Source organism: Streptomyces griseus subsp. griseus, assembly GCF_003610995.1.
GTDB lineage: Bacteria > Actinomycetota > Actinomycetes > Streptomycetales > Streptomycetaceae > Streptomyces.
Map to the genome: position 1 here is coordinate 2,818,653 of NZ_CP032543.1, position 19,057 is coordinate 2,837,709.

General features: G+C 71.9%; 15 protein-coding genes. 8 read left to right on the plus strand and 7 right to left on the minus strand.

Going from position 1 to position 19,057, the window contains the following annotated elements:
* Positions 1–71: 71 nt before the first annotated feature.
* Entirely contained in the window at positions 72–2,657 is a 2,586-nt protein-coding gene (locus tag D6270_RS12795; RefSeq protein ID WP_109165289.1) for an ABC transporter permease, read from the minus strand.
* On the minus strand, positions 2,654–3,442 hold the full coding sequence (locus D6270_RS12800; protein WP_109165288.1) for an ABC transporter ATP-binding protein: 789 nt from the start codon (positions 3,440–3,442) through the stop codon (positions 2,654–2,656). Before D6270_RS12800 ends, D6270_RS12795 begins: the two co-directional genes overlap by 4 nt.
* A 351-nt stretch (positions 3,443–3,793) precedes the next feature.
* Between D6270_RS12800 and D6270_RS12805 the strand changes: the two genes are divergently transcribed.
* Both D6270_RS12805 and D6270_RS12810 read left to right on the plus strand, forming a co-directional pair.
* A complete protein-coding gene (locus D6270_RS12805) occupies positions 3,794–4,423 on the plus strand; it encodes a histidine phosphatase family protein (protein WP_109165287.1) in 630 nt (209 codons plus the stop codon).
* Positions 4,424–4,654: 231 nt separating this feature from the next.
* Positions 4,655–6,289, plus strand: coding sequence for an MFS transporter (locus tag D6270_RS12810; protein WP_204117125.1), 1,635 nt, complete (start codon positions 4,655–4,657; stop codon positions 6,287–6,289).
* Positions 6,290–6,406: 117 nt separating this feature from the next.
* Here D6270_RS12810 and D6270_RS12815 read toward each other — a convergent pair whose 3' ends face one another.
* Both D6270_RS12815 and D6270_RS12820 read right to left on the minus strand, forming a co-directional pair.
* Complete coding sequence (locus tag D6270_RS12815; protein WP_109165286.1) at positions 6,407–8,719, minus strand: 2Fe-2S iron-sulfur cluster-binding protein; 2,313 nt, start codon at positions 8,717–8,719, stop codon at positions 6,407–6,409.
* A 150-nt stretch (positions 8,720–8,869) separates the two neighbouring features.
* The gene (locus D6270_RS12820) at positions 8,870–9,634 is read right to left on the minus strand and encodes a siderophore-interacting protein (RefSeq protein ID WP_202418972.1); all 765 of its coding nucleotides are present in this window, start codon (positions 9,632–9,634) and stop codon (positions 8,870–8,872) included.
* A 147-nt stretch (positions 9,635–9,781) separates the two neighbouring features.
* Here D6270_RS12820 and D6270_RS12825 point away from each other — a divergent pair, with 147 nt between their 5' ends.
* Positions 9,782–10,402 carry a TetR/AcrR family transcriptional regulator gene (locus D6270_RS12825; protein WP_109165284.1) on the plus strand — a complete coding sequence of 207 codons (621 nt, stop codon included), beginning with the start codon at positions 9,782–9,784 and terminating at the stop codon, positions 10,400–10,402.
* A gap of 114 nt (positions 10,403–10,516) precedes the next feature.
* Here the strand turns inward: D6270_RS12825 and D6270_RS12830 are convergent, their stop codons facing one another.
* On the minus strand, positions 10,517–11,191 hold the full coding sequence (locus D6270_RS12830) for a DUF4232 domain-containing protein (RefSeq protein WP_109165283.1): 675 nt from the start codon (positions 11,189–11,191) through the stop codon (positions 10,517–10,519).
* Between the two features lie 634 nt (positions 11,192–11,825).
* Here D6270_RS12830 and D6270_RS12835 point away from each other — a divergent pair.
* The 5 genes from D6270_RS12835 to D6270_RS12855 all read left to right on the plus strand — a co-directional run bounded on the left by D6270_RS12835 (position 11,826) and on the right by D6270_RS12855 (position 16,543).
* The gene (locus D6270_RS12835; RefSeq protein ID WP_225976831.1) at positions 11,826–13,805 is read left to right on the plus strand and encodes a sensor histidine kinase; all 1,980 of its coding nucleotides are present in this window, start codon (positions 11,826–11,828) and stop codon (positions 13,803–13,805) included.
* 117 nt (positions 13,806–13,922) lie between these two features.
* Positions 13,923–14,339, plus strand: a complete 417-nt coding sequence (locus tag D6270_RS12840; protein ID WP_109165281.1) for a roadblock/LC7 domain-containing protein — start codon at positions 13,923–13,925, stop codon at positions 14,337–14,339.
* On the plus strand, positions 14,336–14,692 hold the full coding sequence (locus D6270_RS12845) for a DUF742 domain-containing protein (RefSeq protein WP_109165280.1): 357 nt from the start codon (positions 14,336–14,338) through the stop codon (positions 14,690–14,692). The genes D6270_RS12840 and D6270_RS12845 overlap by 4 nt, the downstream gene beginning before the upstream one ends.
* Entirely contained in the window at positions 14,673–15,287 is a 615-nt protein-coding gene (locus D6270_RS12850; protein WP_109165279.1) for a GTP-binding protein, read from the plus strand. The genes D6270_RS12845 and D6270_RS12850 overlap by 20 nt, the downstream gene beginning before the upstream one ends.
* A complete protein-coding gene (locus D6270_RS12855) occupies positions 15,284–16,543 on the plus strand; it encodes a cytochrome P450 (RefSeq protein WP_109165278.1) in 1,260 nt (419 codons plus the stop codon). Before D6270_RS12850 ends, D6270_RS12855 begins: the two co-directional genes overlap by 4 nt.
* A 48-nt stretch (positions 16,544–16,591) precedes the next feature.
* Here the strand turns inward: D6270_RS12855 and D6270_RS12860 are convergent, their stop codons facing one another.
* Together D6270_RS12860 and D6270_RS12865 are read right to left on the minus strand one after the other, a co-directional pair.
* Positions 16,592–17,743, minus strand: coding sequence for a cytochrome P450 (locus D6270_RS12860; protein ID WP_376202306.1), 1,152 nt, complete (start codon positions 17,741–17,743; stop codon positions 16,592–16,594).
* 271 nt (positions 17,744–18,014) lie between these two features.
* On the minus strand, positions 18,015–18,923 hold the full coding sequence (locus tag D6270_RS12865) for a cellulose-binding protein (protein ID WP_109165276.1): 909 nt from the start codon (positions 18,921–18,923) through the stop codon (positions 18,015–18,017).
* Positions 18,924–19,057 lie beyond the last annotated feature (134 nt).

Below are 19,057 nucleotides of genomic sequence, written 5' to 3' on the forward strand. Positions count from 1 at the left end.
CGGGGGGCTGTTCAGAGGCCTCCCCCGGGGCTGCTCCGGGGTCCGTCCAGGGTCAGACCCCGGAAGGTGTCTCACCCGTCCGTCGCGATGGCGTTGAGGACGTTCATCCGGCCCGCCCGGAAGGCCGGGACGAGGGCGGCGAACAGTCCGACCAGCGCCGAGCAGGCGAAGACCGTGAGGATCGTCGGCCATGGGATCTCCAGGACCTCCAGCCCCTCCAGGGCCAGCAGCTTCTGCGCCGCCGTTCCCCAGCCCATCCCCAGTCCCAGTCCGAGCAGCGCTCCGAAGAGGGCGATGACCACGGACTCCAGCCGGATCATGCGGCGGAGCTGGCGGCGGGAGAGGCCGATGGCCCGCATCAGGCCGATCTCCCGGGTCCGTTCGACCACGGAGAGGGCCAGGGTGTTCACCACGCCGAGCACCGCGACGATGATCGCGAGGGCGAGCAGGCCGTAGACGATGTTCAGCAGCTGGCCGATCTGGTTCTTCAGGTCCTCCTTGAAGTCGGCCTGGTTCTGCACCTTGTAGACCGGGTACTCGGCGAGCGCGCTCTTGAGGGCCGCGTACGCCTCCTTCTCCTTGCCCTCCTCGGCCTTGCCGAACATCGCCACGTTCTGCGGCATCTCGTCGGCGGCGATGTAGGAGGCAGCCGTGGTGATGTTGGTGTACATCGCGCCGCGGTCGATGTTGGTGTCGTCGGAGGTGATGGCCGCGACCGTCAGCTTCGCGCTCTGCCCCGACGTGAACGCCACGGTGAGGGTGTCCCCGACCTTGACGCCGTGCTTCTGCGCGTAGTCCTCGCCGACCGACATGGCGTTCTTCTCGTACGCCTTCGCCAGGTCGCCGGAGAGGGCGGTGCGGCGGACGTCCTGCTGGTACGTCGGGTCGGCGGCGGTGATCCCCTCGTCCACCGTCCTGCCGTCGGGGGCGGTGATCCTCGCCTTGATGTACGTGTAGTCCGTCAGGTGCTCCAGACCGGAGACCGCGTGCAGGGCCTTGGCGGCCTGCGGCACGATCGGGCGGCCCGCGCCGCTGTCCTGGACGATGAAGTCCGCGCCGACCGACTTGTCGAGTTCCTCGGTGGCCGAGGCCACCATGGAGGAGCCGACGACGGAGAGGCAGGCCACCAGGGCGAGCCCGATCATCAGGGCGGCGCCGGTCGCTCCCGTACGCCGGGGGTTGCGCAGCGCGTTGCGCTCGGCCAGCCGGCCGACCGGGCCGAAGAGGCGCAGGACGATCACGCTGAGGGCCCGGACGACGACACCGGCCAGCAGCGGGCCGATCACGATGAAGCCGATCAGGGTGAGCAGCACGCCGATGGCGAGGAGCCCCGAGCCCTCGGTGGCCTTGTCGGCCTGCGTCGTCGCCCACAGGGCCGCGCCGCCGGCTCCGGTGAGGACCAGTCCGATCCCGGCCCTGACCCAGCCGGACCTGGCGTCGGCGGGGGTCCCGGCGTCGCGGAGGGCGGCCATCGGAGAGACCTTGCCGGCCCGGCGGGCCGGTATGTACGCGGCGAGGACGGTGACGACGACACCGAGCACGAGGCCGATCACGGGGGTCGTCCAGGCGATGGTGAGGTCCCTGGTGGACAGCTCCATGCCCACGGCGCCCATCAGTTTCATCAGCCCGACGGCGAGCCCGATACCGGCGGCGACACCGAGCACGGAGCCGACGATGCCGAGGAGGACCGCCTCCAGCAGCACGGACCGGTTGACCTGCTTGCGGCTGGAGCCGATCGCCCGCATCAGCCCGATCTCACGGGTCCGCTGGGCGACCAGCATGGAGAAGGTGTTGACGATGAGGAAGATGCCGACGAGGAAGGCGATCCCGGCGAAGCCGAGCATCGCGTACTTCATGACGTCCAGGAAGGCGCCCATGGAGTCCTTGTTGGCGTCGGCGGCCTCCTGCTGGGTCTGCAGCTTGTACGCGGCGGAGCCGTCGAGGGCGGCGGCCACGTTCTTCTTGAGCTGGGTGTCGCTGACGCCGCTCTCGGCGGTGACCAGGACCTGGGTGAAGACGTCGGGGGAGCCCAGCAGGTGGGTCTGGGCGGTGGCGGTGTCGAGGTAGACGACGGCCGCGCCCGGGTTGGTGACGGTGAAGGACGCGATGCCGCTGATCTTCGCCCTGATGTCACCGGTGACGGCGATGGTGCGCAGCTCGTCGCCGATCCTCAGCTGGTGCTTCTTCGCGGTGTCGGCGTCGATCATCACCTCGGTGGGGCCGCGGGGCGCGTGACCGGAGGTGATCTCCATCGAACGCAGGTCGTTGTCGGTCCAGTTGCTCGCGATGGTGGGGGCGCCGGTGTCGGAGCCCATGTTCTTGTTCTCGCTGTCGACGACGGTCACCGCCATGGAGAAGGCGGACCCCTCCGCCTTCTCCACGCCCTCGGCCTTCTCGACCTGCTGGACGAGCGAGGCGGGCAGGGTGGCGGGCTTGCCGTTGCCGGGCTGCTCGTCGCTCTCCTGGGCGTCCTTCGGGCTGACCGTGACGTCCGGGGAGGACACGGCGAAGAGCTTGTCGAAGGTGGTGTTCATCGTGTCGGTGAACACCAGGGTGCCGCAGACGAAGGCCACGGAGAGCAGCACCGCCACCGCCGAGAGGGCCATCCGGCCCTTGTGCGCGAAGAAGTTGCGCATCGAGGTCTTCCAGACGGTCATGACGTCCGCCCACGCGCGTCGAAGTGCTTCATACGGTCGAGGACCTGGTCCGCCGTCGGGTTGTACATCTCGTCGACGATGGAGCCGTCGGCGAGATACAGCACACGGTCCGCGTAGGAGGCGGCGACCGGGTCGTGGGTGACCATGACGATGGTCTGGCCCAGCTCGTCGACCGACTTGCGGAGGAAGGACAGCACTTCGGCCCCGGCCCGGGAGTCCAGGTTCCCCGTCGGCTCGTCACCGAAGATGATCTCCGGCCGGGCGGCCAGCGCCCTGGCGACGGCGACACGCTGCTGCTGGCCGCCGGAGAGCTGGGTGGGGCGGTGCTTGAGGCGCTCGGCGAGCCCGACCGTCTCCACGACCTGACGCAGCCAGTCGGCGTCGGGACTGCGGCCCGCGATGTCCATCGGCAGTGTGATGTTCTCGATCGCGTTGAGCGTCGGGAGCAGGTTGAACGCCTGGAAGATGAAGCCGATCCGGTCGCGCCGGAGCTGGGTGAGCTTCTTGTCCTTGAGCTGGGTGATCTCGGTCTCGTCGAGGAAGATCTCGCCCGACGTCACCGTGTCGAGACCGGCCAGGCAGTGCATCAGCGTCGACTTGCCGGAGCCGGACGGGCCCATGATCGCCGTGAACTGCCCGCGGGCTACGTCCACGTCGACGTGGTCGAGTGCGACGACGCGGGTCTCCCCGCTGCCGTACGCCTTGAGGACCTGCCGCGCTCGCGCCGCGACGGCCGTACGCCCTCCAGTGCCCCCGTGCCTGGGAATGGTTACAGCCGTTGTCACGGTAAGTCTCCTATGTCAGTGGATGACTGGATCTCGTTGAGTACGGTCCAAGTCTGGGTTCAGCAAGTTGTCCGGCGCGATGGTGCCCAGCGCAGTCTTGAGGTGGGGTTTTCCCCACCCTCCCCCCTGTTGCGGGCCGCAGGCGCGACGTAAGAACAGGTTAAGGAAACGCCCTCGCGCTCCACGTCCTCCGCCGGGAGGAAGGGGCCCTGGCCACGGGGAGGGGGTGCCCCCTAGGGGGACTCACCCCGCGGAGGGAGGCGGGGTCAGGGTCCCGCCCGGGGAACCACGAACGGAGGCGCGGCGTCCACCGAAGGGCAAGATCACCGGCGCGCCCGAAGGGGTTGGGACATGACCGCCACCGCTGCCTCCACCCGCTTCCTCCACCTCGTCCGGCACGGCGAAGCGGCCCCGGACGAGAGCGGCCTGACGGAGAACGGCCGCCGCCAGGCCACCCTGCTCGGCCGGCGCCTCGCGGACGTCCCTTTCGCGGCCGTCCACCACGGCCCGCTCCCCCGCGCGGAGGAGACCGCGCGCCTGATCGGCGCCGAGCTGGGAGACGTACCGCTGCACCGCTCCCCGCTCGCCGGCGACTACGTCCCCCACGTCCCGCACCGGGACGAACTCCCGCCGGAGTCGGCCGGCCTCTTCCTCCGCTTCCTCGAAGGGGCCGGCGAGGAGGAACGGGAGCACGGGCCCGCCCTGGCCCGTCGGGCGCTGGACGCGTTCACCGGCCCGGTCGACGGCGAGGCGGACCGGCACGAACTGGTCGTCACCCACAACTTCCTGGTCGCCTGGCTCGTCCGGGACGCCATGTACGCACCCAAGTGGCGCTGGCTCGGCCTCAATCACGCCAACGCGGCCCTCACGGTGATCCGTTACCCGCCCGACCGGCCCGCCTCCATCCTCCTGGCCAACGACATGCGCCACCTCCCCGCCGACCTGCGCTGGACCGGCTTCCCGCCCGAACTGCACGTCTGAGGCCCGTCACCGCCGCTGCCGCGCGCACGATCCGGCCCGAACACCCCGCGCCGCGCACGACCTCGCCCGACCGTCCCCGCGCCGGGCACGATCTCGCCCGACCGCCCCCACGCCCGGCACGATCCCGCCCGAACACCCCCATGCCAGGCACGACCTCGCCCGAACGTTCCCACGCCGCCGCCCGGGATGAGACAGTGCCCGGGGAGATACGTGCATGGGGAAGGAAAATCGGTGGGCGGCACGGAAGCCAGGGACGGCACGGGCGGTACGCACGGTACGGAGGGGCCCGGCGGCCCGCCCGCCGCGGGCGACGTCCCCGTGGCGGCGGCCGGGCCGCCCCCCACCGCCCTCACCACCCCGCGCGGCCGCCGCCCCGTCGTCGCGGCTCTCATGCTCGGCATGGCGCTCGCCGCCATCGACGGCACCATCGTCTCCACCGCCGTACCCCAGATCGTCGGCGACCTCGGCGGCTTCACCGTCTTCTCCTGGCTCTTCTCCGGCTACCTGCTCGCCGTCACCGTCACGCTCCCCGTGTACGGGAAGCTCTCCGACACCTTCGGCCGCAAGCCGGTCCTGATCGCCGGGATCATCCTCTTCCTGGTCGGCTCGCTGCTCTGCGCCGCCGCCTGGAACATGGGCGCGCTCATCGCCTTCCGTATCGTCCAGGGGCTCGGCGGCGGCGCCCTCCAGGGCACCGTCCAGACCATCGCCGCCGACCTCTACCCCCTCAAGGAACGCCCGCGCATCCAGGCCAAGTTGTCCACGGTCTGGGCCACGTCGGCGGTCGCCGGGCCGGTGGTCGGCGGGCTGCTCGCCGGGTACGCCGACTGGCGGTGGATCTTCCTCATCAACCTGCCGGTGGGCGCGATCGCCCTCTGGCTGGTCGTCCGCCACCTCCACGAGCCCGCACGCCCCCGCCCGAAGACCCGTCCCCGTATCGACTGGGCGGGCGCGCTGGCCGTCTTCGCGACCGGCACCCTGCTGCTCACCGCGCTCGTGCAGGGCGGGGTCGCCTGGCCCTGGCTCTCGGCGCCCTCGCTCGGCCTGTTCGCGGCGAGCGCGGCGCTGGCCGCGCTGACCGTCGTCATCGAGCGACGGGCGGCGGAACCGATCATCCCGGGGTGGGTCTGGCGCCGCCGCACCATCGCCTCGGTCAACCTGGCGCTGGGCGCGATGGGGCTGCTGATGGTGGCGCCGACCGTCTTCCTGCCCACGTACGCGCAGTCGGTCCTCGGCCTCGGCCCGATCGCGGCCGGGTTCGTGCTCTCCGTGATGACGCTGAGCTGGCCGGTCTCGGCAGCGCTCTCGGACCGGGTCTACAACCGCATCGGCTTCCGGCTCACCGCCATCATCGGCATGAGCGCCGCGCTGCTGATCCTGCTGGCCTTCCCGCTGCTCCCCTACCCCGGCGAACCCTGGCAGCCCGCCCTGATCATGCTGCTGCTCGGCGCGGCCCTCGGGCTCTTCCAACTGCCGCTGATCGTAGGGGTGCAGTCGACGGTCGGGTGGGCGGAGCGGGGTACGACGACGGCGTCCGTCCTCTTCTGCCGCCAGGTCGGCCAGAGCATCGGCGCGGCGGTCTTCGGCGCGGTGGCGAACAGCGTGCTGGCCGCCCGTCTCCTCGACGCCCCCGTATCCGGGCTCCCCGACGACCTGGACGCGGTCGCCCGCACGCTGGAGGACCCGGGCGCGCTCTCGGCGGCGGCGACGGACTACCTGCGGCGGGCGGTGGACGCGGCGGTGGACTACGTCTACATCGGCGCGGCGGGGGCCGCCGCCCTGGCCCTGCTCGCCCTCGTCGTCCTCGCCCCGCGCCGCTTCCCGGTCATCACCGAGACGGACGGCAGGCAGGACACCTCCACCTGATCTCCGGCCGCCCCGAAGCACCGGGGGAGGCCGGGAGCGGGGCCTGAGCCCGGGGCCGGGCCAAGCCGGTCAGCGCCCCGCCGGAGACCGGGCGGATGGTCAGGGGGCCGCGATTGATCAGGGGTCCGCGATGTCGAGGGTGACCTCCGACAGCGGGCACCCCACGCACGCCAGCACGTAGCCGTCGCCCTGCTGCCGCTCCGTGAGGCAGTTCGGCTCGCCCTGTGTGACCTCCCCGTCCCTCAGCCGCACCATGCAGTCGCCGCAGTTCCCCACGGTGCAGGAGTACGGCATCGGCAGCCCCGCGGCCAGTCCCGCCTCCAGGAGCGTCTGGCCCGGCTCCACCACCGCCGCGCCGACGGGCTGGCCGTCCCTCTCGACCGTCATCCGCCGTGGCACGGTGGTCCCGGCCCCGGCTTCCGTACCGCCGGTGTAGCGCTCGTGGTGCACCTGTCCGTCCGCCACCCCGAGCCCCGCGAGGACCTCCCGGACGAGGGCCGTCAGCGGGACCGGCCCGCAGACGTAGTAGTGGGCGTCCCGGGCCGGAGCCGCAGCCGTGACCCACTGGCGTACCCGGTCCGCGTCGAGGCGTCCGTCGCGGCGGGAGAGGACCTGGGTGACCGAGAGCCGGTCCGGATGGTCCTTCGCGAGCCGCGCCAACTCCTCGCCGAAGATGGCCTCCTCCGCGCTGGAGCTGCTGTGGAGCAGCGTCATGCGGTCGCGCGCCGAGCGGTCGGAGAGCCGGGTACGGATCATGCTCATGATGGGTGTCACCCCGCTGCCCGCCGCGACGAGCACGATCTCGTCCGGTGGCTGCGGCGCCGCGTGGAAGTGGCCCGACGGGCCGCGCACCGCGATACGGTCACCGGCCCGGAGACCCTGATGGACGTGGGCGGAGAACCGGCCGCCCTCGATGTGTTTGACCGTGACTTCCAGCCGGGCCGATCCGGGCACCGAGGAGGCCGAGTAGGCCCGCCGCACCGGGCGCCCGTCGATGTCGGCGACGAGGGTGAAGAACTGGCCCGGCCGGAAGTCGAACGGGCCCGGTTCCCGCCCGAAGTCCTCCAGGACGAGGGTGACCGCACTCGGCGTCTCCCGGCGCACCTCGGCGATCCGCACCTCCCTCAGGTCCTGCCGCTCCGCGCGGTCCTCCCGACCGGCGCCCGCGGACAGGCGGTACGGGAGACGGCGACGCCGCCCGCTCCTGGCGGGCACGAGGGCGTCGTACCCCTCCTTGCGCAGCCCGGAGCTGTAGGCACGGTCGACCACCAGGCGCAGCAACCGGGACAGGCCCGGCACCGCCATGAGCGCTCTCAGCAGAAAGGCGGAGGAACCGCCCTTCGCCTCGGCCGAGTTGGCGGCAAGGTGTTCTCCCGCCAGTGCCATCAGGTCCGGCACCGCACCCCGGCCGAGGTGGGCTCCGGGCGACCACAGCCGCGAGCGTGCCACGGCGTCGTTGCCGGTGAGCTCCACGTACTCGACATCGATGAGCAGCGCCGCGTGCGGGGGTGTCCCGCGCAGCGCCATCGTCTCCAGCAGCGCGGGGTCGTCGGTGATCGTGCCCCGGCCCCGGACGTGCAGCACACCGGTGCGTCCCGGCACGAGTGCGGCGAGGGAGAGCCGGTCGTCCCGCACCAGGTTGTGGAGCGTATCGGCGCGCTTGTTGCCCCTCCGGTCCGGCAGGAGGAGCGTCCGGCCGTCGAGAATCCGCACCGCCGCCCGCCGGTCGCCGCGCGGGCTCGTGTCGGCGCCGCCGGACGCGTCCCAGGTGGACAGCGCGAGGAACGGCGCCGCCGCCAGGAACTCGGCGATCCCGGGTCCACCGAGCGGGCCGGGTCCCGGACCGGCGGCCTCGACGGGACGACCGGCCGGTTCAGCCGGGTCCGCTGGCTCAGCCGAGTCCGCCGGTCCGGACAGGTCGGCCGGGTCCGCCGGGCTCGGCGCACCTGCCCCACCGGACGGAGCGGGCACCTCCCCCGGGGCCGATGGCTGCCACAGCCGCGACCGCAGGACGGCCTGCGCGCAGTGCACGAACGCCTCCACGACATCGACGGTGACCTCGGCACCCTTCCGGGCGGCCGCCACCGAGCCGTTGACCCGCAGGATCTCCCCGACGCCCGGCAGAAGGAAGAAGAACGAGACCGGGCCGTACGGGTCGGCGGGCTCGCGCAGGAGGAACGAGATCCGCGTGGGCGAATGGACGCGGACGAAACCCGGCGCCCCGCCGATGAAGGTGGTCCTGCTGGTGCCATCGGCGGCCCGGTAGCCGAAGGCCGCGACGGGAGACCGGGCCAGGACGGTCCGGCAGCCCTCGTCGAGGGCCTTGATCTGTTTGAGCATGATCACCGACGGCGGCCGGCCGATGGTCCGCTCGACCTCGTCGACCGTCGTCAGCCGGTGCGCACCACCCGGCCGGTCCGTCTTCTCCATGGGAACTCCCTCTCCGTCCGGTCCGCGGACCGGCTCTCCATCCGGCCTCCGGGCCGGGCCTCCCGACCGGGCCTCCGCTGCCGCCCGCCGGGCCGGGCCTCCGCTGCCGCCCGCCTGGTCCGGCCCCCTGCCGTCCGACGCGCACCGGTCTCAGCCCGGGCTGGACCGCCCCAGGCGCCAGTAGCCGACGAACGTGACGTCCCGCTTGGGCACACCGCGCTCGTTGACCAGATACCGCCGCACCGATGTGGCCAGCCGGGACTCCCCCGCGACCCACGTGGAGAAGCGGCCGGACGGCAGGGCCGCGCCGCGCACCCCGGCCAGGGCCAGGCTCCCGGGCCGCACTTCCGCGTCGTCGCGGGCGTACCAGTGGATGCGGACCCCCGCAGGGACCTCGACGGACCGGATGTCGGCCGAGGAGGCCACCTCCAGGTGAACCTCCGTCGGTGGCAGGCCAGTTGATCCATCGAGGATCGAGAGGATGGCGGGGAGCGCGGTCTCGTCACCGACCAGCAGCTGCCCCTCCGCGTGCTCCGGCAAGCGGTACGTGGTGCCGATGTCGAAGATCCCGGCCGGGTCGCCCGGCTCCACCCGGCGTACCCAGGACGACAGAGGCGCGTCGCCGTGCAGGGCGAACTCGATGTCGATCTCGCCCTCCTCCGGCCGCGCCCGCCGGACCGTCAGATTGCGGACCCAGGGGCGGGCGGACTTCGGCACCAGCATCAGCTGGGCGATCCACGCCTCGTTCGAGAGGGTCGGCATCCGCAGTCCGGCCTGTCCTTCCCGGGGGAAGAACAGCCGGACCGCCTGGTCCCCGCCGGCGACCAGCAGGTCCCGCACGGCGGGGCCACCGAGGGTGACGCTCGCGAAACCCGGGCTGAGGAACTCGCGACCGAGCACCTCCAGCGTGATCATCGTGCGCGACTCGGGGAGGTGCACCTTGGGGATCAAGGCACCTCCCCCTTACCGGGAAGAGTGCTTTCTTCGCAGGTCATGGCACTATTGTGAGTAATAGCTCAGCTCTTTGGCTACTCGCATTTCGCGCGCCGCAGGAGGCCCCTCATGCCATCGGCCGACCGTCGTCTCCAACCACGTCGCAAGCCTCGCCAGGTGCGCGCGGACCTCACCCGCGAGCGCATCCTCGACGCCGCTGCTCACGTTTTCGCGGAGTACGGGTATGCCGCCGGCACCACCAACCGCATCGCCGAGCACGCCCGTATCTCGATCGGGTCCCTGTACCAGTACTTCCCGAACAAGGACTCCGTCCTGGCCGAGCTGCTGGTGCGGCACATCGACCGCGGTACGTGGACGCAGGCCGATCAGCTCGATCTGTCGGCGGGAAGCCTGCGGGCGGCCGCGCGGGCGCTGGTCCGCGACGCGATCGACAACCACCGCGACGATCCGCAGCTGCTGCGGATCATGATCGAGGAGGCGTCGTTCTCGCAGGAGCTGCTCGACACGATCGACCGGCACGGGAAGAAACGGGTGAGCCAGGTGCGTGAGCTCCTCGCCCGGCATCCGGACGTCCACGTACGGGACCTGGACACCGCGGCCGAACTGATCCTGTTCACGGTCGAGATGAACACGCACAAGCACATGGCCGACCCCCGGCGCATCCCGGAGGAGACGCTGGAGAACGAGCTGACGGACATGGTCACGCGCTACCTGCGCGGCGATCGGTAGCCGCGACGCGAAGGGGCCCGAACGGCGTCGTGCGGTGGGGCGCGCGTCTCCCCGCGCAGGGGGCTCTTGTGGGGCCGCACGTCTCCCCGCGCAGGGGGCTCTTACAGAGGCGGGTCAGCCACCCTGCCCGACGCTGCCCATCGGCCCGATCTCCACCGTGGGGTCAGGGCTGTCGGTGACGGGGAGCGAGGGCTCACCCGGCCACTTGAGGGTCACGGACTTCTTCTCGTCCGGAGGCGTGACCACGAGTCCCTTGATCCTGACGCCGGAACCGCCGGATTCGTTCGCCTTGTAGAAGATGCCGAAGTAGGTGGGCTCACCGCTCTTCAGCACGGTCCCCGCGTCCTTCTGGTCCCTGCGCGTCGCCGGGATCGCGCCCTCGCTCGACAACAGGTTCACCCCCGCGAACCCCTTGATGGAGCACTCGCGATCGGACTTGTTCAGCAGTTCGACGGCGACGGTCTTGGTCGTGTCACCGCCGATGGTCGCGTCGCTCGCCGTGATCGTGAGGTCGTCCGTGTGGCACCGCTCCGGCTTGGTCCCCGTACCGCCGGACCTCTGGCCCGCCGAGCCCTGGTCCGGCGTACCCTCCTGCGATCCGGCCCCGCCCGACTCGCCCTCCGGCTGCTCGGCGGGGGCGGATTCCGTCTGCCCATCGGCCGGAGTGGAACTGGGTGAGGAGGACGAGGCGTTGCCCGCGTTCGCCGTGCTGTCGTCACCCCCGCACCCGGACAGGGTGAGTCCCACGACGACGGCTGCGGCAGTGGCGGCGATCCTGCTCGTTCGCATGAATGCGCTCCTCGAATGTCATGGGAGCCCCGCCATCCGTTCACCCCTTGCGTGGCGGTAGTGGGTGGTCAGGCCCTCCCGCGGTTCAACCGCGCCTGCCCTCCGCCACGTTCCCGAAACCGCTTACCGCCTCGCGGCCCCACGTAGTCCATCCGCACCGCCTCCGCTGCCGCACCACGGCGTGCCGCGACCCCTGCGCGCCCCGCGTCACGCGTCGGTCCGGGCCGCACGGCAGTAAGCGAGATCAAGGCAGATTGACCGAAAAGAAAGCCCTCGAACGAGTCAACGCACCACGCATATTGCGCTTTCACCCGAATACTCGGGCGGGTGTGCCCATCGTCGTCCGCCCGCCGCCACGGCCGCTGAAGAGCGCTCTCCCTTGCCATTCGGCCTTTGTCGCGGGAACTACCACTCGGAACGCAAGGAAGCTGCGACGGCGCACAGTTCACGACAATCTCGTACTGCCGTAGGACTATGCCGCTCAGCAGATCATCGAGTGCTTCAGGATGGTTACGATGAGGCCTCTGCCTGCCGGACAGGGGCCTCCCGCCTCACCTTCCTCCGCCCACCCGCGTGGTAGGGCTTCCGAGGCGGCCCCACCTTCTGCTCGGCATGAACTGAGGGACCCGCATCCATGCCCAAACCCGAACCTCCCACGCAGCGGCGACCGATGAAGGCCCCGACGGCCGTGACGGCCCCGGTCTGGGCGCTGCTGGCGCTGAGCGCCGCGGCTGGAGCCCTGGCCGTGGTGCTGGCGCCGCAAGGCGCACGCGGCTGGGCCGTGGCCGTCGTCGTCACCGCCTGGGTGACAGTGGCCGCCACCCTTGCCACCACCCGCAGACTCGTCGCCAAGGCGCAGCGCACGGCGACGGAGCGGACCGTCGAGGCCGACCGGCTCAAGGCCTCGACGGCGGCCCTGGAGGCGGACGCGGCCCACACGTCCGACGTGGCCCTGCCCGCCGTGGTCAGGCTGGTGCGCGGCGGCTGGAACACCGCCGCCGCCCTTGACCAGGTGCCGCCGCCGCGGAGCCCCCGCCACCGCAAACTGCTGCACATCACCGCGGCCACCGTCGAGGAACAGGGGCAGCAGGTCGCCTCGCTCCAGGCGGGCAACGCCCAGCTGCGTGAGGAGCTGGGGGCCGAGGTCGCCCGGCTCCGCGACGAGCTGGAGGTGATGACCACCGAGGTGCAGCGGTTCACCCGGGAGACGCTGCCGTCGGTGACCGTCCGCCTCCGCGAGGGGGAGTCCGGCGCCTCGGTGCGAGCCGAGACCGTGCTGCCCGAGCACCCGCTGCTGAGGACGTCGGCCGAGTCGGTGGTCCGGGAGCTCGCCCTCAGCGAGCGCCGTGCCCTGGCGGCCCAGACCGCCTCCGCCAAGGCGCTCAGCCGCGTCCAGGCGAAGGCCGTGAGCATGCTCGCCGACCTGCGCACCATGCAGGAACGTCACGGCGAGGAGGTCTTCGGTGACCTGCTGAAACTGGACCACAGCACCTCCCAGCTCGGCCTCATGACGGACCGGCTGGCCCTGCTGATGGGCGGTCGGCCCAGCCGCGCCTGGAACAGGCCGATCGTCATGGAGAGCATCCTGCGCGGCGCGGTCGGACGCATCGCGGCCTACCAGCGCGTACGGCTGCACTGCTCGTCCACCGCCGCCATCTCCGGCTTCGCCGCCGAGGGCGTCATGCACCTGCTCGCCGAACTGATGGACAACGCCGCCAACTTCTCGCCCCCCATCGACGAGGTCCACGTCTACGTCGAGGAACGCGGCACCGGCATCGTCGTCACCATCGAGGACAGCGGGCTGAAGATGGCCGACGCCGCCATGCGCCGGGCCGCGGACTCCGTCTCCGGGCGGCTGACCGACCTCGCCTCGCTCCAGGGCACCCGGCTCGGCCTGGCCGTCGTGGGACAGCTCGCGATCAAGCACCAGATCAGCGTCAACTACCGTCCGTCCAGCCGGGGTGGAACGGGCGTGGTGGTCCTGCTGCCCCGTCAGCTCATCGCCCAGGAGAACCGCGACACCCAGCAGACTCCGGGCCTGCCCACCGCCCCCAGCCGGCCCGGGTCCACGCCCGGAGCCTCCGTGCCTCCGCCCGCCTCCTCGGTGACACCTCCCACCGGCACACCCGTACGCTCCCTTCCCGCGCCGACCACGACCCCCGACCTCACCCCCGTGCCCCTGACACCCCCGGCGCCCGCCGCCGTGCCCCTGCCGCCTCCGGCCCCCGCCCCTCTCACGCCCCCGGCCCCCGCCCCGGCCGCCGACCACACGCCGGCCAGGTACGAACCGCCGGGGCGCCACCCGGAGCCCGTACGGGAAACGATCCGGCCGCCGGTCCCGGAGCCGACGCCTCCCCCGGCCCGGCCCGCGGCCCTGTCCACCCCCAACGGCCTGCCCGTACGCACCCCCGGCCGGACCATGGGAGAGGCCGACCGGGAACACGGCCGGCACCGGGGAGCCGCCGGCCGGGCAGCGGCCGACGGCGGCGCGTCCAGGAAGTCCCCGCCGCGCAGCGCGTCCCAGCAGTTCGGTGCCTTCCAGCGCGGGCGCCGGCCCCAGGAGAACCCCGGAGACCGGGACAGCCAGGCCACCCCGCCTCCTGGCACCCCCTAGCCCGGTACGCCCATCCCCCCGGTGCCCGGCGCATCGGACACCCTCGCTCGAACCTTCCGAGATTGGAGGTACGGGCCGTACAGCCGGCCTCCTGGCCGCACGGTCCCACCACACATCATGCAGACCACAGACACCAGCCTCACCTGGCTCCTGCAGAGGCTGCTGGAGCAGACCCCCGGAACACGCCACGCCCTGGCCCTGTCACGGGACGGACTGAAACTCTGCTGGACCGAGCACCTCGGCCTCGACCAGGCCGACCAGCTGGCCGCCATCTGCTCCGGCATGCAGGCGCTGGCCCAGGGGGCGTCCATCGAGTTCGGCGACAGCACCGGGGGCGTGCGGCACTCCATGACCGAGTTCCACGGCGGCCTGCTCTTCATCGTGGAGGCCGGCGAGGGTGCCCACCTGGCCGTCATCGCCTCGGAGGACGCCGACCCGAGCGTGGTGGGCCACCACATGACGCAGATGGTGGAGCAGATCGGCGACCACCTGCGCGCCGCGCCACGGGGCGGGGCGCCGGGGAGCCGGTCATGACCCTCCGGCCCGTCGACACCGGGGCCCCCGACCGGCTCTACACGGTCACCGGCGGACGCAGCCGGTCCGAGGACTCCTTCGACCTGGTGACCCTCATCGTCGCCGAGTCCCGGCCCACCACGGGCATGCAGTCGGAGCACGTCCGCATCCTCGAACTGTGCCGTCACCCCACGGCCGTCGTCGAAGTCGCGGCCGAACTCTCCCTCCCCGTCACCGTGGTGCGCATCCTCCTCGACGACCTGCACACAGCGGGCCGCATCACCGCCCGCCACCCCCGCGCCGCCAACTCCCCCGCCGCGCTCCCCGACTCCGACCTGCTGATGGAGGTGCTCCATGGACTCCGTAGGCTTTGACCTGCCCGCTCAGCGCACGCCCCTGGCCGACGCCGCGGAGACCGGGCTGAAGATAGTCGTCGTCGGAGGGTTCGGCGTCGGCAAGACCACCCTCGTCCAGTCGGTGAGCGAGATCCGCCCGCTCAACACCGAGGAAGTCATGACCCAGGCGGGCGTCGGGGTCGACGAGACGAGCGGGGTCGACGGCAAGACGACCACCACGGTGGCGTTCGACTTCGGCCGCATCAGCCTCAACGAGCGCATGGTGCTCTACCTCTTCGGCGCACCGGGACAGAAGCGCTTCTGGTTCCTGTGGGACCGGCTGTTCTCCGGCACCCTGGGGGCCGTGGTCCTCGTGGACACCCGCAGGATGGACGACTCCTGGTACGCGATCGACCGGCTGGAGCACCACGGAACCCCGTTCGTGGTCGCGGTCAACCGGTTCGACCACGACACCACGTACTCCCTCGACGAGATCCGCCAGGCCTTGGCCCTGCCCCCGCACGTCCCCATGGTCGACTGCGACGCCCGGATCCGGACGTCCAGCAAGAACGTGCTGATCACCCTCGTCGACCATCTGCGCACGATGGCCCTCGCCCGGGAGGCGACCCCATGAGTACCTCCAGCCCTGCCTTCGGTCCCACCGCCCCCGGCTGCCCGGCCGGCCGGGGGGCGGTGCGCCTGTCAGGGAACTCCTACCAGCAGACGCCCACCGAGCTGTACCGCTCCCTGCGGGCGGAGCACGGCGCGGTGGCCCCGGTGCTCCTGGACGCCGACATCCCCGCCTGGCTGGTGCTCGGCTACGCGGAGCTGTCCTACGTCACCGAGCACGACGAGATCTTCGCCCGGGACTCCCGCCGCTGGAACCAGTGGGAGAACATCCCCGGCGACTGGCCGCTGCTCCCGTACGTCGGATACCAGCCCTCGGTGCTCTTCACCGAGGGCGACGAGCACCGGCGCAGGGCCGGGGTGATCACCGAGGCACTGGAGGCCGTGGACCAGTTCGAACTGGCCCGCGACTGCGGCAACATCGCCGACCAGCTCATCACGGCCTTCGCCGGAAGCGGTCGCACCGAGCTGATGAGCAGCTTCGTCCACACGCTGCCGATGCGGGCCGTCGTCCAGCTGTGCGGCATGCCCCTGACCGGCGACGACACCCAGTCGCTCGTCGACGACCTGCGCATCTCCCTCGACGCCAACGAGGGGGAGGACCCGGTGGCCGCCTACGGGCGCGTCGGCGACCGGCTGCGCCGCCTGGTCCAGGAACGCCGTGCGGCCCCGGGCCCCGACGTCACCTCCCGCCTGGTCACCCACCCGGAGGGCCTGACGGACGAGCAGATCGTCCAGGACCTCATCTCGGTGATCGCCGCCGCCCAGCAGCCCACGGCCAACTGGATCTGCAACACGCTGCGGCTGCTGCTCACGGACGAGCGGTTCGCGCTCAACGTCTCCGGCGGCCGGCTCAGCGTCGGCGAGGCCCTCAACGAGGTGCTGTGGCTGGACACCCCGACCCAGAACTTCATCGGCCGCTGGGCCGTGCGGGACGTCCAGCTCGGCGGCCGGCACATCCGGGCCGGGGACTGCCTCGTCCTCGGGATCGCCGCGGCCAACACCGACCCGGAGATCTGGCCGGAGTCGTACGTCGGCGCCGAGAACGCCGCCCACCTCTCCTTCAGCAGCGGCGAGCACCGCTGCCCCTACCCCGCGCCGCTGCTGGCGGACGTCATGGCCCGTACGGCGGTGGAGACGCTGCTGGAGCGGCTGCCCGACCTGATGCTCGCGGTGGACCCGGCGGAGCTCCACTGGCGCCCTTCGGTCTGGATGCGGGGGCTGTCGGAACTGCCGGTCGTCTTCAGCCCGGTGGCGCGGTAGGAGCGTGGGCGGCCGGAGTACGCGCTCCGGCCGCCCACGCTCCTCCGGTCAGCCGGAGACCGGGGTGAACCGGATCGGCAGGCTCTGCGGACCCCGGGTGAAGACACCGCGCTCGACCGGGTCGAAGCCGTCGGCCAGCCGGAGGTCGGGCATGGCGTCCAGCAACTGGCCGACCCCGATCTCCACCTCCGCCTTGGCCAGCAGCGCACCGACACAGAAGTGCCGGCCCAGGGCGAAGGCCAGATGGTCGGCGGCCGCCGAGAAGGCGTTCGTGGCCGCCAGGTCCTCCCGGAAGATGTCGAAGGAGTCGGGGTCCCGGTAGCGCTTCTCGTCACGGTTGGCCGCGCCGATGAGGCAGGTGACCGTGGCGCCCGCGGGGACCGTGCCGCCGCTGAGGGCGACCTCCGTGGTCGACTGCCGCATGATCATGTGGACGGGCGGTGTGTAGCGCAGGGTCTCCGCGAACGCCCGGGGGATCAGCTCGCGATCCGCCCGGACCGCCTCCAACTGCTCCGGGTGCAGCAGCAGGTTGGTGAAGATGGCGGCGATGGCCTTGTCGGTGGTCTCGCCCCCGGCCGCCAGCAGCAGGCTGCAGAACGCCTTGATGTCCTCGTCGCTCATCCGCACCCCGTCGACCTCCGCGGTGCACAGGACCGACAGCAGGTCGTCCCCCGGCGCCGCGCGCCGCTCGCGGATGACCGGCAGCATGTACTCGGCGAACTCGACGCGCGTACGCTCGCCCGCACGCACCACGTCCTGGTCGCCGGAGAGATTGCCGAGAAAGGCGATGACCGCCGTGTACCAGCCGTGAAAACGGTCGTAGTCGGACTTGTCAAGACCCAGCATGTCCGCGATGACGTTGACCGGGAAGCGGCTGGCGTAGTCGGTGACCAGATCGACGGACCCGGTGGCACGGAATGTGTCGATCAGCTCGCGCGAATTGCGCTCGATGACCGGTAAGAATTTGTCCCGCAGGTCGCTGCCCCGGAAGGCGGGAGCGACCAGGGCCCGGCGCACGGCGTGCTCCCGCCCGCTGAGCTGGAGAATCGTCCGGCCGTGCACCGGCTCGATCTGCCAGTCGTAGTTCTCCGTGCTGAATTCGCCTTTTTTATCCTTGAAGATCCTCTCGACGTCCTCATAACGCGAGACGATGTAGCTGCCGGTGGCCTCGTGCCAGCTGAGCGGATCGTCGTCACGCATCTGCCGATACGCCCCGTACGGGTCCTTCTCGAACTCTGGTGACAGAATGTCCGGTATTCGGGCGGACATAACACTCCCTTGCGCGGCGAACGTGTGCGGAGAGCGGGGAAATGCAAACCGCACTGACAATTCAGCTCGCCCGAGCAGATATACGCAAGGGCTGTCCGCCACGAACCCGTCCGACACCGCAGCCGGTTCTCCCGGGAGCGCCCTCGGGCGGGGCCCCGTCACCCGGGACGGTGGCCCCCACCAGTCCCCGCGGCGAGGCCCCTCACTCCTCCGCCGGCCCGGCCGGCCCCGCCGTCACCCGGCCCGTCAGTGCCGCCAGTGAGCTGCGGACGTGTGCCATGTGGGCCTGGACCTCCTCGCGGCCCTCCTCGTGCTCCCGCAGCACCCGCTCGGTCTCGCGGACGATCCGCTCCTCGCGCACCCGGGCCTCCGAAAGGATCTCCGCCGCCCGGGCCTCCGCGTCCTCCTGGCCGTGGCGGGCCGCCTCCTGGGTCTCCGCCAGGCCGCGTGCCGCCTGCGCGAGAAGGGCCTCCGCGCGCTCGGTCAGCTCCGTGTGGCGCGCCTCCGACTCGGCCTCGGCGGCGGCGATCTCGGCCTCGGCGGCCTGGTGGCGCTCCGTGTGCTCCTGCTCCTGGTGGGCCAGCACACTCGCCGTACGGCTCCGGGTCTGCGCCATCGCCTCCTCGGCCGCGCCGCGCACCTCCTCGGCCTCCTTACGGGCCGCGGCGAGCACGCCCTCCGCCTCCCGGACCGCCTCCGCGACCCGCTCCTCCGCCGCCGCCACGGCAGCGGCCCGTACCGCGTCCGCCGCCTGCCGCGCCGCGTCACCGGCCGTCCGGCCCTCCGCGTCGGCCGCGTCCGCCAGCTCCTGGCCCGCCGCCTCCGCGTCCGCCCGCAGGGCAGCGGCCTGCTCCCGCACCAGCGCCAGGATGTGCTGCGCCCGCTCCCCCAGCTCCGCGTAATCCTGCTCCGGCAGCCCCGCCACGGTCTCCGCCAGCCGGGCCGCCTCCGCCGCCAGCTCCTGCGCCAGCCGCTCCAGCCGCACCGCCTCCGCGAGCGCCGTGTCCCGCTCGGCCGTCCTGGCCGCCACGGCGCGGTCCACCTGCTCCGGACGGTAACCACGCCCCCGCACGCCGACCACGTCGAACGCGGACACCGGTCCAGCACTCATAGCCTGAAGCCCCTCTACGACATTCGGACATACGGACACACGGGCGCATCGGCGCACACGGGTCTCCCCGCGATACGTCAAGGATGCGGCAATTGGGGCCGGAAGTCGGAATCGATCAGACGCTTTCAGGACGG

Coding starts and splice junctions, on each gene's coding strand:
- D6270_RS12830 (WP_109165283.1), bottom strand. CDS start 11,191: ATGCGAACGAGCAGGATCGCCGCCACTGCCGCAGCCGTCGTCGTGGGA.
- D6270_RS12845 (WP_109165280.1), top strand. CDS start 14,336: ATGACCCTCCGGCCCGTCGACACCGGGGCCCCCGACCGGCTCTACACG.
- D6270_RS12850 (WP_109165279.1), top strand. CDS start 14,673: ATGGACTCCGTAGGCTTTGACCTGCCCGCTCAGCGCACGCCCCTGGCC.
- D6270_RS12820 (WP_202418972.1), bottom strand. CDS start 9,634: ATGATCACGCTGGAGGTGCTCGGTCGCGAGTTCCTCAGCCCGGGTTTC.
- D6270_RS12855 (WP_109165278.1), top strand. CDS start 15,284: ATGAGTACCTCCAGCCCTGCCTTCGGTCCCACCGCCCCCGGCTGCCCG.
- D6270_RS12815 (WP_109165286.1), bottom strand. CDS start 8,719: ATGGAGAAGACGGACCGGCCGGGTGGTGCGCACCGGCTGACGACGGTC.
- D6270_RS12805 (WP_109165287.1), top strand. CDS start 3,794: ATGACCGCCACCGCTGCCTCCACCCGCTTCCTCCACCTCGTCCGGCAC.
- D6270_RS12825 (WP_109165284.1), top strand. CDS start 9,782: ATGCCATCGGCCGACCGTCGTCTCCAACCACGTCGCAAGCCTCGCCAG.
- D6270_RS12840 (WP_109165281.1), top strand. CDS start 13,923: ATGCAGACCACAGACACCAGCCTCACCTGGCTCCTGCAGAGGCTGCTG.
- D6270_RS12835 (WP_225976831.1), top strand. CDS start 11,826: ATGCCCAAACCCGAACCTCCCACGCAGCGGCGACCGATGAAGGCCCCG.
- D6270_RS12860 (WP_376202306.1), bottom strand. CDS start 17,743: ATGCGTGACGACGATCCGCTCAGCTGGCACGAGGCCACCGGCAGCTAC.
- D6270_RS12795 (WP_109165289.1), bottom strand. CDS start 2,657: ATGACCGTCTGGAAGACCTCGATGCGCAACTTCTTCGCGCACAAGGGC.
- D6270_RS12865 (WP_109165276.1), bottom strand. CDS start 18,923: ATGAGTGCTGGACCGGTGTCCGCGTTCGACGTGGTCGGCGTGCGGGGG.